Genomic DNA, 12,991 nt, shown 5'->3' on the forward strand with positions numbered 1-12,991 from the left:
TCGCCAAGGTCACACGTCTCATGCGCGAGGGCGCGCGCGAAAAGCACTACAGTTTTCCGGTATGCAGGTGCACGAACGTCCCACCGGTCCCAATCCCAACTCGCCCATCGGCGTGTTCGATTCGGGTGTGGGCGGGCTCACGGTGGCGCGGGCGATCATCGACCAGCTGCCCAACGAGGAGATCCTCTACGTCGGTGACACCGCGCACGGCCCCTACGGGCCCCTGCCGATCGCCGAAGTGCGTTCCAACGCCCTGCGCATCATGGACGACCTCGTAGATTCCGGGGTCAAGCTGCTCGTGATCGCGTGCAACACCGCGTCCGCCGCAGTGCTGCGGGATGCGCGCGAGCGTTACACGCGCGGTTACAACATCCCCGTGACCGAGGTCATCCAGCCCGCGGTGCGCCGCGCGGTGGCCACCACACGCTCCGGTCGGGTGGGGGTGATCGGCACCGAGGCGACGATCGGCTCGCGCGCGTACGACGACACGTTCGCGGCCGCACCCCAGCTCGAAATCACGTCCGTGGCGTGCCCCGAATTCGTGGAGTATGTGGAGCGCGGCGTCACCACGGGGCCCGATCTGTTGCGCACCGCCCAGCACTACCTCCAGCCCCTCAAGGGCGCGAGCGTAGACACCCTGGTGCTCGGGTGCACGCACTACCCGCTGCTCACGGCGGTGATCTCTTACGTCATGGGCGAGAGCGTGAACCTGGTCTCGTCCTCGGAAGAGGCCTCGCGGGACGTCTACCGCTGCCTGTTGGACAACCACCTCGAGCGGGATCCCGAGCTCGCTCCCCACCACGAATTCCTGGCCACGGGGGACCCCGTGAGCTTCGAGGTCCTCGCCCAACGGTTCCTGGGCCCCGAAGTGGTCCGCGTCCGGCACGCGGCGTCCGTCGCGGAGCAGTACCCCACCGGTTCCCTCGCCACGATCCACGCGGCTCAGCGCTGAGTCGGCACCAGAAAGGCGATCACCCATGATCCTCACAGTGATCGGTAACACAGGAAGTTTTCCCGGGCCCGATGCCCCCGCCTCGTGCTACCTGCTCTCCGGCGAAGACGCGCACGGGCGCACGTGGCGCATCGTGCTGGACATGGGCAACGGTGCCCTGGGTGTCCTGCAGCGCCACATCGACCTGCACGAGATCGACGCGATCATGCTCTCCCACCTGCACCCGGACCATTGCGTGGACGTGGGCGGTCTGCACGTGGCCGTGAAGTGGGATCCCCGCGGATGGCAGGGCGGTCGCATCCCGATCTACGGTCCGTCCATGCTGCACGGCTACCTCAACCAGCTGCACCTGTTGCCGCCCGAGCATTCGATGGACACCGAGTTCGACTTCCACGTGTGGCAGGCCAACCAGCCCGTGACCGTGGGTCCGTTCACGGTCACACCCCACCCAGTGAACCACCCGTGCCCCGAGCCCTATGCGCTGCGCGTCGAGTACCGCGGGGCCCAGGGCACGGAAGTCCTCACGTATTCGGGGGACACCGACGTGTGCGACGAGCTCGTGGCAGCGGCCCGCGACGCGGACGTGTTCCTGTGTGAGGCCGCCTACCAGGAGGGCCGCGAGGACCATCTGCGCGGGATCCACCTCACGGGCAAGCGCGCGGGAGAGACCGCGACCGCCGCGTGTGTGCGTCGGTTGCTGCTGACCCACCTGCCCGTGTGGAACTCGGTGGACACGGCCACGGCGGAGGCCGTCGGAGCGTTCTCCGGCCCGGTCACGGTGGCCCGCGTGGCCACGAGTTACGACGTCGCCGGGCCGACCGACCAGTCGTTCACTGCATTGGCAAGCGCGGTGACCGGGGACTAGGCTGAAACCCATGACTTCGCCTACCGAGCCGGCACGATCCACCGAGAATTCCACGGGCGAGGGTGGCTCCGCCGCATCGGGGCTGGTACGAGCGGACGGGCGCGCCGTCGACGAACTGCGGCCCATCACCATCACCCGCGGTTGGTCCGAACAGGCCGAGGGTTCCGCCCTGATCGAATTCGGCGGCACCCGTGTGCTGTGCACCGCGTCCCTCACGGAAGGCGTTCCCCGCTGGCTCAAGGGTGAGGGCCGGGGTTGGGTCACCGCGGAGTACGCCATGCTCCCGCGCGCTACCTCCACGCGCTCGGCCCGCGAATCGGTCAAGGGCAAGGTCGGTGGCCGTACCCATGAGATCTCGCGTCTGATCGGCCGCTCTCTGCGTTCGATCATCGACCTCAAGGCCCTCGGGGAGAACACCGTGGTCCTCGACTGCGACGTCCTGCAGGCCGACGGCGGTACGCGCACCGCGTCCATCACCGGCGCGTACGTCGCGCTCGCCGAGGCCATCCGCTGGGCCCACGACAACGGCATCCTCAAGCCGCGGGTCAACCCCCTCATCGACACGGTCTCGGCCGTGTCCGTGGGGATCATCGACGGTGTTCCCATGCTGGACCTGCCGTATGTGGAGGACGTGCGCGCGGAAACCGACATGAACGTCGTCGTGACCGGCTCGGGGGACTTCGTGGAGGTCCAGGGCACGGCCGAGGGCGCACCGTTCAAGCGCGCCGAACTGGACGTGCTGCTCGACCTCGCCGTGGCTGGGTGCGCCCAGCTGGCCGAGATCCAGCGGGAGACCCTGGAGGCCACCCGTGGCCGATGACGTACGCGGTGCCCGCGTGGTGCTCGCGACACAGAACGCGGGCAAGGTGCGCGAGCTGCAGGCCATGCTCCGCGACGCGGGGCTGACCGATCCAGGGATCGTGGTGGACGCGCGCACGGCCGGGCTGAGCGACGTCGTCGAGACGGGCGTCACGTTCCAGGAAAACGCGCTGCTCAAGGCGCGTACTGCCGCCGCGGAGACGGGACTCATCGCGCTCGCGGACGACTCGGGACTCAGCGTGGACGTCATGGGCGGCGCCCCGGGCATCTTCTCCGCGCGGTGGAGCGGGGTCCACGGCGACGACGCCGCCAACCTCCAGCTGCTGCTCGCCCAGCTCGGGGACATCGCCCCCGAAAACCGCCGCGGCTCCTTCCTGTGCGCCGCCGCGGTCGTCGCACCAGACGGCGCCGAGCACGTGGTCACGGGTGAGCTGCCCGGGAACATTCTGCGCGAACCCGCGGGGGAGAACGGGTTCGGCTACGACCCGATCTTCGCCCCGGACGGCCAGGACGGCCTCAGCTGCGCGCAGTTGAGCCCAGAGCACAAAAACAGGATCAGCCATCGTGCGCAGGCCATGGCCGCCGTGTTGCCGCACTTGTTGCAGCTGCTCACGGGTTCGAGTGGGACCGCGCGGCAGGACGGGCCGGAAGCCACAGTGGCGTCCCCCCTGGAACCGGAGCCAGAGGACTGACCCATGACTTTCGCGTGCGGACACCTACCTTTTGCTCCGGCTGTCGAGGCTGTGTTGGCGGAGGCCAGGGTGCGCGTGGATCGCTCCGAGTGGGAGCTGCACGCCGGCGGGTCCGCGCACATCGTGGTCAACGCGGGGCACGTGATGAGCGTGCGGATCGCCAAGAACCCGACCTCGGGGGAGAACGTGCGCAGGCGTACCCGTGCGCTGTCGCGGCTACCGGAGTTCGACTTCGCCGTGCCGCGCCCCCTGACCCCCGTGCTGCAGGACGGGCGGTACACCGCGGTGGGGATGACCTGGATCCCGGGCAGCCCCCGCCCGCCGGGGCACGCGGACCCGCGGGAGCTGCGCAGGGTCCTCGAGCAGGTACATAATGCGGACGCGCGCGCGGCGGAACCGTGGCTGGACCGGCCCGGTCAGCACTGGGGCGGTCACCGCCGTCGCCACGTCCTGCTGGACCAGGTGCTGCCGCTGCTGCTCCCGCGGAACCGGGACCGCGCCATGAATGCGATCGAGGACCTCGTGGCCCTGGACAACGTCCCGCCGCGGCTCGTGCACGGGGACCTCATGGGCTCCAACATGCTGTGGCAGGACGATCACCTGGTGGGCGTGATCGACTGGGACCACGCGAGCATGAGCGATCCCGCGTACGACGTCGCGTCCCTAGGACTCTGGTTCGGCTGGTCCAGCGTGCGCCAGGCCACGGACGAGGAGAACTATCTGCGCGCGCGGTTGCACTCCCGGATCTTCCCGCTGCAGGCCGTGGCATACGCGCTGCACCATGAGCTCGACACCGCCCAGATCCGCCAGGCCGTGGAGAAGGCGGACGCGTGGTACGAGACCCGCGCCATGGCCTCCGTGTGAGCGACATGCCATGTCGGAGGCGTTGCCTACCCTGATCGGGTGCCCGTCAGTTTCACCGCCATAGATTTCGAGACCGCCAATCGCAGCCCTGCGTCCGCGTGCGCCCTGGGGGTGGTACGGGTCCGGGACGGCCAGGTGGTGGACACCCGGTACTCACTCATCCGTCCGCCGCTCGGTCACGACGGGTTCGAGCCCGGCAACGTCCGGATCCACGGCATCCGGCCCGCGGACGTCGCCCACGCGCCCACGTTCGACCTGCTGTGGGACTGGATGTGCGAGAACATCAGCCCGGAGGATCCGGATTCGGTTCTGGTGGCACACAATGCCGTCTTCGACACCGGCGTGATCAAGGCGGCGAACCGGGCGTGCGGCGGAACCGCTCGGAACTGGGACTACGCGTGCACTCTCCGCTTGGCCCGTGCGGCCTACACGCTGCGTTCCTACGCTTTGCCGTCGGCGTCCCGCGCGGCGGGGGCGGAGGTCGTGGAGCACCACAATGCGCTCAGTGACTCCCTCGCGTGCGCCGGGATCGTGCTCGATCTCGCGCGCCGCAGTGGGGCGCGCAGCATGGCCGAACTCACGGCGCACTACGGGGTCAGGCTGCAGCGCGCGACCCTGTGACGCGACGCGCCTCCGATCGGGGTGATTCTCAGGCGTGCGGCCGCCACAGGGTGAGCCAGCGATCGGCCAGGGCGAGCAGTTCACGGCGGGTCGCCGCGCGGGTTCCGGAGGGATCGGTGCCGGATGTGTCCGTGCCGCTGTGCGTTTTTGTGGTGCGGCTGTTGTCGTCGGCCACGGCGTCCTGCCGGGCCATGCGGTCGTCGCCGGCGGCGCCGTTGCCGCCGGGCGCGCCGTTGCCGCCGGGCGCGCCGTTGCCGCTCTCCCCGATGTCCTCGCCGTGTGTGGCGTCGCCGAGCCCCCAGCGCGCGGCAGCAACACTGACCGCGACGGTACGTGCCGCGTCGTTCGCCGCCGGGTGACCGGACAGCAGCGAGAGAGCCCGCTGAGCGACGTCGTCCCCCGAGTTGTCCGCGTGCGGCGCATCCTCGGCGCACAGCACCGCCGCGAGCCCCAGTGCCAGGGCCGACGACGCCGCGGTTCCGTCCCCCACGGCCCGCGTGAACGCTCCCGCGGGTTCCGTCATCCCATCGAACAGGGAGTCCCGGGCGGATCGGTCCGCGCACAGGTCGAGCAGCTCCCGGGTGAGGGGCGCGGGCCGGGTCATGAGTGCGACCACTCGGCCGGTTTCCTCGACCACATCCTGCAGTGAGGCCCCACTGCCCCGCGCACGGCCCGCCGCGTGAACGGTCAGGGCCGCACCAACAGCCGCGGTCTGTGCCTCGGCGCTGCCGTGGGTGATCGCGGCCGAGTCCACGGCGAGGGCCACGAGCGACTTCCACCCGATGTGGGGCACCAGTCCATAGGGCAGCGTGCGGGCCAGGATCTCGGCGCTGTCCGCGAGTGGCAGGACCGGACGAGTGACCTCGCCCAGGCGGCCCATGGACAAGGCGGTGAAACCGTCCCCGGCGTGCTCACCCGGTGCGGTGAGGAGGGGGTAGTCGTGGTCCAGGTCGTCGTCGGGCGGGTGCGGTGCGTCGCCGGGGAGCTTCGCGCCGTTGCGCACGGCCCAGCGCAAGTACGCGAGCCACGCGCACGCCGTGGGATCCGCGGCCTGACCGTCATTCGCCCAGTGGGCCACCTCGTTCAGCGCCCCCGCGGTGCGCGCGAGGAGTTGGGTTCCCTCGCCGGGTCGTTCGGCCGCGGTCGCGCGCCACGGCGCGAGGAACACGCTCCTCACGAGCGACGGATACCACGACGACGCCGCGTCCAGACCGCGGTCTTGTTCCAACAGTTCGGGCGTGCGCGGTGAGGTCATGGGATCAGTCTATGAGGGTGGCAATGGAGCGTGCGGGGTGATGCAGCTCGGGCATGGGGCCGTTCAAGAGGTCCGGGCGGCATAGGAGCCTGCCCGGGCTGGGGGCGCCTCGGGTACGGGATGGATCAAGTCGGCCGGGTGTCTCAGGAGCGTGTGCGGGCGTACGGGCATGTCCGGCCTCGAGAGCGTGGGGGCCTTCCCTGGGCTCGGCTATTTGTCGGTGCCGGGGCAGCCGATGCCGGTGGGGTTGGTGTGGCAGTCATCGGCGACGTTGTGCACGGTGGCCCGCCACACACTCAACGCGACCGGGGGTGAGGTGACTTGGTTGTAGCCGGCGACCGGTTGCCAGCCGGTGTCGGCGATGTTGTATTCCCCGTAGAACGAGGTTGTCAGGGTCACGATGAAGTCCCCGGTGGTCGTGTACACGTGGGAGGTGTCGGTGGGCTCATCCCACGCACCGTCGGGTAAGGGTGCCCCGGTCAGGGGTGTGGGGCCCAGGGTGGTGCCGTCCCCGTAATACCAGGTGTATTGGACGGGGTAGGCCCTCACCTGGACAGGGTAGCCACCCAGGGTCGTGGTGAAGGTCTGGGGTTGGGCCTGCGCATAAACATTGGTGTGCATGTTCTTCAAGGTGTCCGGGGCGGGTTGGACGTGACTGGCGGCGGGGGCGACGGCCAGTTGTTGGAAGTCCTGGAGGGTGAACACCGGCAGCGGCACGTACCCGTCGTCGCTGGCTTGATCGGCTTGGGTGTTGCTGACGCACAGTTGGGTACCGCGCGCGGCGCGGGTCCTGTCATTGGCCCCGCCAATGACGATGTCCATGTTCACACCGGCGGCCCCGGTGTCGTCGGTGCATTCTTGGGTGGTACGGCACCGTGTGAGTGCTGCCCCACGTTGGTCGGTGCAGGGGTCTTGGAGGCCGTAGACGGTTTTGTTCTTGGCGGTGTCCATCAGGCGGGCGTTGAAGAAGATTGAATCCTCGTTGGACATGAGCCGGTCACGCAGCGCCTTCTGGAACGTGGGATCGGTATCCGGATCCCACGTTCCAGCCTGGCTGGTGTCCGGCGCGCCTGCGCCCTGTGGCCTGTGGCCCGCAAACCCATGCCCGCTCCCGCCGGCGTTCCGGGATTGACGGAATCGGAGTTCGATGAACCCCTGACTCGCCCGCGCTGATGAACTGAGTTGCGCTGATTCCGCGGTCATACCGCTGTCGATCGGGGACGACTCGTGGCCGCGGCCCCCAGTGTTGGTAGGAACGAGCGAATACAACGCGGTCAACAAGGCGCAAACCAGATGAACTGATATCGCCCGCCGTGTCACAGCGATCCCCTGGGTGACGACGTCAGGTACCGCCACACGCCGTTCTCCCGATAGATGTACACATCGAAGGCATACGACGCGTCAAACGGAAGTTGCCTGGCGGTGACTTTGTTGTCGTCAATTCCTACAGTTCCGCTACTGGTGACGGATACGGGGATGTTGTAGCCACCATCCGGTCGCTTGACGAATGTGTCGCTCAATATTGTGGGTTTCTCGAAACCGCCGGCCGCCCAGTCACCATTGGCATATCTACTGTCATACGCGTCGTATTGCTCGGTGCACTTCTCGCAATCCGTCGAGGTGACTTCCCGAATCAGCGAGGTGTCCCCGGTCTGGATCGAGTACCACTGGGCATCGGCGCGATAGTCCAGGAACGCCTGCGCGCCGGCCTCGGTTTCCTCCCTGGCCTCCGCGGGCATCACGGGCTTGGGAACATTGCGGGCCGGATGCTCCAGCGTGGCGGGTTCGTAGTCCTCTGGGACCTTCTGGCCCGTGGCCAGCACCGTGGGTTCCTCCGGACGCCAGTCATCGGGCAATGCGCTGTCGGACCCGCTCGGGGACCCGCTCTGCGGCGTCGTCGGGGATGCGGGGGAGGCCTCCGGCGCGGGGGACGTGGGCTGCGCCGTCGTCCCCGCGGAAGTGGCTCCCGTGGGCGCGGCGCTGTCACCCCCACCCGCTCCGGGCGAGCCGTTACCGCACCCGGTGAGTAGCAGCGCTGCGAGCAGGGCGAGGGTCGTTCCCCGGCCGGCCGTGGCGATCAGTCGCGGTGAATGCATCCCGGTGAACCCCCTCGTGCCACACCGTCGTGTGACGTACCAGACATCCCCCAGAGCATAGAGGCGCAAGACGGCGCGGGCCATGGCCGGGCCGTAGCTTGTGGACGACGAAGAACATGCGCATGCATGACCCCTGGTCACAGCGTGGAAGAGGGAACTAGCGAGTAGAAACAATCCGCCACGTGGCGCGCCGCCGGCCTAGCGAAGCGGTGGCGGCCGCGGTGGATCACACCGTCAGGGGCGCCCGCGCCGTGTGACCTGCACATGTGCGGGAGGTCGCTGTGGGTGTCCGAGACCGCGGTTACATTGACCCCATGCTGATCTTGCACACCTCCGACTGGCACCTGGGGCGTACCTTCCACGGCGTCGACATCCTGGACATCCAGGCGCAGGCCATGGCCGAGATCGTCGAGTGGGTACGGCACCACGGTGTCTCCGCGGTCCTGGTCTCGGGGGACGTGTACGACCGCGCCCAGCCCCGCACGGAGGTGGTGGAGCTGCTCAGCACCACCCTGGCGCAGATCCGCGAGGCGGGCGCGTACGTGATACTCACGAGCGGCAACCACGACTCCCCGGCGCGGTTGGGTTTCGGCTCCGGCATCATGTCCCACGGCGGCGTCCACCTGTTGACCCGCGTGCCGGACGCCCACGTCCCGGTCCTGCTCTCGCAGTCGACGGACTCCACGATCACGGTCGCCCGGGCGACGGCGCCGCCCGCCCCCGACCCGCGCGGTGCCACCCTGCCGGGGGCGTTCACGGTGGCCGTGTACGGCATCCCGTACATCGAACCGCGCGCGGCCGCGCCGTCGCTCGACTGTGCACCCACGCACCAGGCCGTGCTGGGCACCGTGATGGAGCGCATCGATGCGGACAGGAAAGAACGAGGCGACATCCCGTCCGTCGTCATGGCGCACGCGTTCGTGACGGGGGCGCAACCCACGGATTCGGAGCGCGTCGTCGATTCCGGGGGCCTCGGCACCGTCCCGGCGGAGGTCTTCGCCCGTCATGACTACACGGCGCTCGGCCACATCCACCGCCGGCAGCGAGTCGCGGACGCCGTGCGCTACAGCGGCTCGCCCGTGGCCTATTCCTTCTCCGAGGCCGGACACCTCAAGGGAGCGTGGCTCGTGGACGTCCAGGAGACCGGGGTCCATGAGGTCACCGGCTTGGACCACGCCGCGCGCATGGATCTGGCGTGCCTGCGGGGGACACTCGACGAGTTGCTACGGGATCCGGCGCACACCTCGGCGGAGGGTGCCTGGTGTCAGGTGGTCCTCACGGATCGTGACCGCCCGGCATCCGCGATGGATCGGATCAGGACGCGGTTCCCCCGCACGGTGGAACTGCGCTGGGAACCCGAGGGCGGCCGGACTCTGACCCAGCAGGCGTACAGCGCGCGGGTCGCGGAAGCCGCAGGTGCCGAGGAGCTGTGCGCCCAGTTCTACGACCACGTGCGGCACCGGGGGCTGTCCGGGCCGGAACAGGACGAGATCGCGGACGCGGTGGCCGCCGCGCGCAGCAGGGGAGTGGAGCAGTGAAGCTGCATCGGATGGAGATCACCGCCTTCGGGCCGTTCGCCAAGCGGGAGACGGTGGATTTCGACGTCCTGAACGAGGCAGGGGTCTTCCTGCTCAACGGCGAAACCGGGTCGGGTAAGACCAGCGTGTTGGATGCCATTTGCTTCGCGCTCTACGGATCCGGGCCCACGACTGCCGCCAAGGGCGGGCGCAAGGCCCAGCACAGTGATCATGCGGATCCCCGCACCGGGCCGCGCGTCGAGCTGGAGTTCACGGCGGGTGGCCGGCGGTGGCACGTGAGCAGGACGCCCGCGTGGCGCGAACCGTCCTCCCGGGCTGCGTCCGGATGGAGCGACCGTCACGCCACGGTGTCATTGCGGGAACACGTGGCGGGGGAATGGGTGGACCGTGGTTACCGCCCGGACGACGTGGGGCAGACCATCCACCACGTCGTGGGCCTGGACCGTGAGCAGTTCACCCAGGTGATGATGCTTCCCCAGGGCCAGTTCGCCAGGTTCCTGCAAGCAGGTTCCAAGGAGCGGGAAGACCTCCTGGAAACGCTGTTCGGCACGGACGTCTACGCGGACATCCAGGATGAGCTGAAAACGCGCTCGGATCGAGCCAAGAGCGTCCTGTACGAGGCGGAACGCGAGGCGGAACGAGCGGACGAGGTTCTCGCCCGGCTCAGGGAACGCGTGGCCCACACGGTCGCCCGGTTACCGGAGGACGTCTTATCGGACCTCCCCGGGGCGCTCCGGACCCGATTGGATCTCCCGTCGGACGAGGGGTCGGTCGGCGACGTCGCCGTGGGCACTGCGGCGGACCCCAACGGTGGAGAAACTGACGCGGGTTCGTCTGACCAGGGCCGAGCCTCGACCAGTGCTGCGTCGGCCGCTTCGGAGGAGGGGCCTGCGGACGGGAAATCGGGGGACGCCGACAACGAAGGGGTCCCGGATCGATGGCGTGAGCTGGTCGACGACTGCGACACCCTCGTAAACACGGTGGGCCGGGCACGGGACGGCGCGGCGTCGTCGTACACAGGGGCCCAGCAGCGCTACGCACAATTGGAGACCCTGCATTCGCTGGTCAGGAGGCGCGGCGAACTCACGCGGCGCCGGGATGAACTCGCGGAGCACGCGGAGCAGTCGGAGGACGCGGCCCGACAACTGCGCGAGCACGAGGCGGCACAGGAATTGCAAGCGCCGCTCGTGGAACTGCGTGACGCCCGACGGCGCGTCGCGACCCTTGACGCCGCCGTCACCGACCTGCGTGCCACTGTCACGGGGGACGCGCCGTCGGCCCGCGTGGCTCAGCACATTCTGGGCCCGAACGCGAGCCTCATGGACGCCGTGGACGAGTCCGGGCAGGTGCCCGCGGGTCTGCGCGATGCAGTCGTGACCGCGCGCGAATCCGCTAGGGGCGCCGTGGCCCAGGAGGAGTCGCTCACGAGGGACGAGGAGGAGGCGGCTCGCGAACGCAAGGCCCTTTCGGCGCTCGAAGAGCGGGCGACGCACCTCACCCGGGATCTCGCCTCAGCGCGGGACGCCTTGACCCGCGGCGAGGAATCGCATCGCGAACTCCTGGGGGAGGTCAAGGACGAGGCCCTCGTGCGCGAACGGGCCCGCACCGCGCGGGAGGCCGTGGCCGCGAGTCGGGAATACGCACGGGCCCGGGCGGAGGAGCAGGAACGGGCGCGCCGGTACCGGGAGGATGAAACCGCACGGCGGGCCGCCGCCCAGCACGTGGAAGCGCTCGAAGCGCAGCGCTACGCGAGTGCGGCCGCGACCCTCGCCACCGGGCTGGAGCCGGGGGATCCGTGCCCCGTGTGCGGAGCCACGGAGCACCCGCACCTCGCCGGCGCCGGAACCGAGGACGAGGTCACCGATGACGCACTCGATCGCGCACGCGCCGCCCGGGACACCGCACAGGACACCGTGGATGCCTCCCACGCAGCGTGGCAGCGGGCGCAGACCGGTGCGGCCGAGGCGCTCGCGCGCGGCGCGGACACGGACGTCGACGCCGCCGTGGACCGGTGCCGCCACGCCGATGAGGAACTGGCCCGACTCGAGCAGAGCCTGACCCGGGTGCGCCGGGGTGAGGCCGAGATCGCGGCTGCTCGGCGGGAGGTCCAAGATCTCGAGGGGGAGGGGACACGGATCAACGGTGACATCGCGGGGACCCGTGCGCGCCTCGAGGGACTCCTGACACGGTGCGACCGGGCGCGTGAGGAGTTGGCCCGGCGCATCAGGGGTTTCGATTCGGCCACCGAGTTCCTCGAACGGTCCGAGCACCTCGTGCGCACGGTGAGCGAGTGGGAATCGCAACAGCGGGCGCTGGAGGCCGCGCAACACGAGGTCCGCACCGCGCAGGGTGCCGTGGAACGTGCCCTTGACGCGTCCCCGTTCGAGACCCAGAGCGCCGCGGACGAGGCTCTCATGGACCCGGCGGACGCGGCCGGACTCTCCGAGCGGCTCACCGCTCTGCAGGAGGAGCGGGACTCAGTCTCGGCGGAACTCGCGACCCAGGACATGCAACGCGCCGAGGGGCTCAGCGCCGAGGAACGCGCGGGCTTGTCCGAGGAAGCACTGGCTCGCACCGCCGCCGAACGGGACGGGTACGAACAGTTGCGGGATGCATTGAACCAGAAGCTGGGCGGACTGCAGACCCTCGCGGCCGACGCCGCATCCCACGCCGAGCACATGCCCGCCCGACACGCCGAACTCGAGCGCGCTCGAGAGAATGCCCAGCGCCTGAGCGGACTCGCGGACGTGGCCACCGCGAACTCCCCCGAGAACGCCCTGCGGATGACCCTGACCTCGTTCGTGCTCGCCGCGAAGCTCGAGCACGTGGCCGCGGTGGCCTCCGAACACCTGGCACGGATGTCCTCCGGTCGCTTCACACTAGTGCATACGGATCGCACCCGAGGGGGTGGCAAGTCCGGGCTCGGACTCGAGATCGACGACTCGTGGACCGGTGTCCGCCGCGGCACGGAGACACTGTCGGGCGGGGAATCCTTCTTCACCTCGCTCGCGCTCGCCCTGGCTCTTGCGGATGTCGTCCGGTCCGAGGCCGGGGGACAGGAGATCGACACGCTCTTCGTGGACGAGGGGTTCGGCTCCCTTGACGAACAAACCCTCGAGCAGGTCCTCGAGACCCTGGACGGGTTGCGCCGCACGGGGCGGGTCATCGGTGTGGTGTCCCACGTGAGCGAGATGAAACAACGCATCGACACCCAGCTCGTGGTCACCAAGACCCCCGGTGGCTCGCATCTGTCGGTCGTCGCGGGGCCGTGGGATGCCGCGTAGGCTGA

The 12,991-nt window shown here is 69.4% G+C and carries 11 protein-coding genes; 8 read left to right on the forward strand and 3 right to left on the reverse strand.

The window, feature by feature from the left end:
* Nucleotides 1-61 precede the first annotated feature (61 nt).
* From murI to HBK84_RS05185, 6 genes are read left to right on the forward strand one after another with little or no spacing between them, the layout of a single operon-like run.
* Nucleotides 62-952 (forward strand): glutamate racemase, encoded by an 891-nt coding sequence (murI, locus tag HBK84_RS05160; RefSeq protein ID WP_167318357.1) that lies wholly within the window; start codon nucleotides 62-64, stop codon nucleotides 950-952.
* A 25-nt stretch (nucleotides 953-977) separates the two neighbouring features.
* Nucleotides 978-1,817: an MBL fold metallo-hydrolase gene (locus HBK84_RS05165; RefSeq protein WP_167318358.1), complete on the forward strand. Its 840-nt coding sequence runs from the start codon at nucleotides 978-980 to the stop codon at nucleotides 1,815-1,817.
* A 10-nt stretch (nucleotides 1,818-1,827) separates the two neighbouring features.
* Nucleotides 1,828-2,637: a ribonuclease PH gene (rph, locus tag HBK84_RS05170; protein WP_085106331.1), complete on the forward strand. Its 810-nt coding sequence runs from the start codon at nucleotides 1,828-1,830 to the stop codon at nucleotides 2,635-2,637.
* Nucleotides 2,627-3,328 carry an RdgB/HAM1 family non-canonical purine NTP pyrophosphatase gene (gene rdgB / locus HBK84_RS05175; protein ID WP_098054742.1) on the forward strand — a complete coding sequence of 234 codons (702 nt, stop codon included), beginning with the start codon at nucleotides 2,627-2,629 and terminating at the stop codon, nucleotides 3,326-3,328. The genes rph and rdgB overlap by 11 nt, the downstream gene beginning before the upstream one ends.
* A 3-nt stretch (nucleotides 3,329-3,331) precedes the next feature.
* A complete protein-coding gene (locus tag HBK84_RS05180) occupies nucleotides 3,332-4,192 on the forward strand; it encodes a phosphotransferase family protein (protein ID WP_064845701.1) in 861 nt (286 codons plus the stop codon).
* Between the two features lie 39 nt (nucleotides 4,193-4,231).
* A complete protein-coding gene (locus HBK84_RS05185) occupies nucleotides 4,232-4,813 on the forward strand; it encodes a 3'-5' exonuclease (RefSeq protein ID WP_064845700.1) in 582 nt (193 codons plus the stop codon).
* A 28-nt stretch (nucleotides 4,814-4,841) separates the two neighbouring features.
* On the opposite strand, the gene HBK84_RS05190 is transcribed toward HBK84_RS05185, so the two are convergent.
* The 3 genes from HBK84_RS05190 to HBK84_RS05200 form a co-directional block, all read right to left on the reverse strand.
* Nucleotides 4,842-6,068, reverse strand: a complete 1,227-nt coding sequence (locus tag HBK84_RS05190) for an ADP-ribosylglycohydrolase family protein (protein WP_167318359.1) — start codon at nucleotides 6,066-6,068, stop codon at nucleotides 4,842-4,844.
* Nucleotides 6,069-6,278: 210 nt separating this feature from the next.
* Entirely contained in the window at nucleotides 6,279-7,058 is a 780-nt protein-coding gene (locus HBK84_RS05195; RefSeq protein WP_167318360.1) for a hypothetical protein, read from the reverse strand.
* Nucleotides 7,059-7,384: 326 nt separating this feature from the next.
* Nucleotides 7,385-7,891: a DUF6318 family protein gene (locus HBK84_RS05200; protein ID WP_167318361.1), complete on the reverse strand. Its 507-nt coding sequence runs from the start codon at nucleotides 7,889-7,891 to the stop codon at nucleotides 7,385-7,387.
* 587 nt (nucleotides 7,892-8,478) lie between these two features.
* Here HBK84_RS05200 and HBK84_RS05205 point away from each other — a divergent pair.
* Together HBK84_RS05205 and HBK84_RS05210 are read left to right on the forward strand one after the other, a co-directional pair.
* Nucleotides 8,479-9,702, forward strand: a complete 1,224-nt coding sequence (locus tag HBK84_RS05205; RefSeq protein WP_167318362.1) for an exonuclease SbcCD subunit D — start codon at nucleotides 8,479-8,481, stop codon at nucleotides 9,700-9,702.
* Nucleotides 9,699-12,986, forward strand: a complete 3,288-nt coding sequence (locus tag HBK84_RS05210; RefSeq protein WP_240919108.1) for an AAA family ATPase — start codon at nucleotides 9,699-9,701, stop codon at nucleotides 12,984-12,986. Before HBK84_RS05205 ends, HBK84_RS05210 begins: the two co-directional genes overlap by 4 nt.
* Nucleotides 12,987-12,991: the final 5 nt, after the last annotated feature.

This window comes from Kocuria sp. KD4 (assembly GCF_011769905.1).
Classification (GTDB): Bacteria; Actinomycetota; Actinomycetes; order Actinomycetales; family Micrococcaceae; genus Kocuria; species Kocuria marina.

Coding starts and splice junctions, on each gene's coding strand:
- murI (WP_167318357.1), top strand. CDS start 62: ATGCAGGTGCACGAACGTCCCACCGGTCCCAATCCCAACTCGCCCATC.
- HBK84_RS05165 (WP_167318358.1), top strand. CDS start 978: ATGATCCTCACAGTGATCGGTAACACAGGAAGTTTTCCCGGGCCCGAT.
- rph (WP_085106331.1), top strand. CDS start 1,828: ATGACTTCGCCTACCGAGCCGGCACGATCCACCGAGAATTCCACGGGC.
- HBK84_RS05180 (WP_064845701.1), top strand. CDS start 3,332: ATGACTTTCGCGTGCGGACACCTACCTTTTGCTCCGGCTGTCGAGGCT.
- HBK84_RS05190 (WP_167318359.1), bottom strand. CDS start 6,068: ATGACCTCACCGCGCACGCCCGAACTGTTGGAACAAGACCGCGGTCTG.
- HBK84_RS05195 (WP_167318360.1), bottom strand. CDS start 7,058: ATGTCCAACGAGGATTCAATCTTCTTCAACGCCCGCCTGATGGACACC.
- HBK84_RS05205 (WP_167318362.1), top strand. CDS start 8,479: ATGCTGATCTTGCACACCTCCGACTGGCACCTGGGGCGTACCTTCCAC.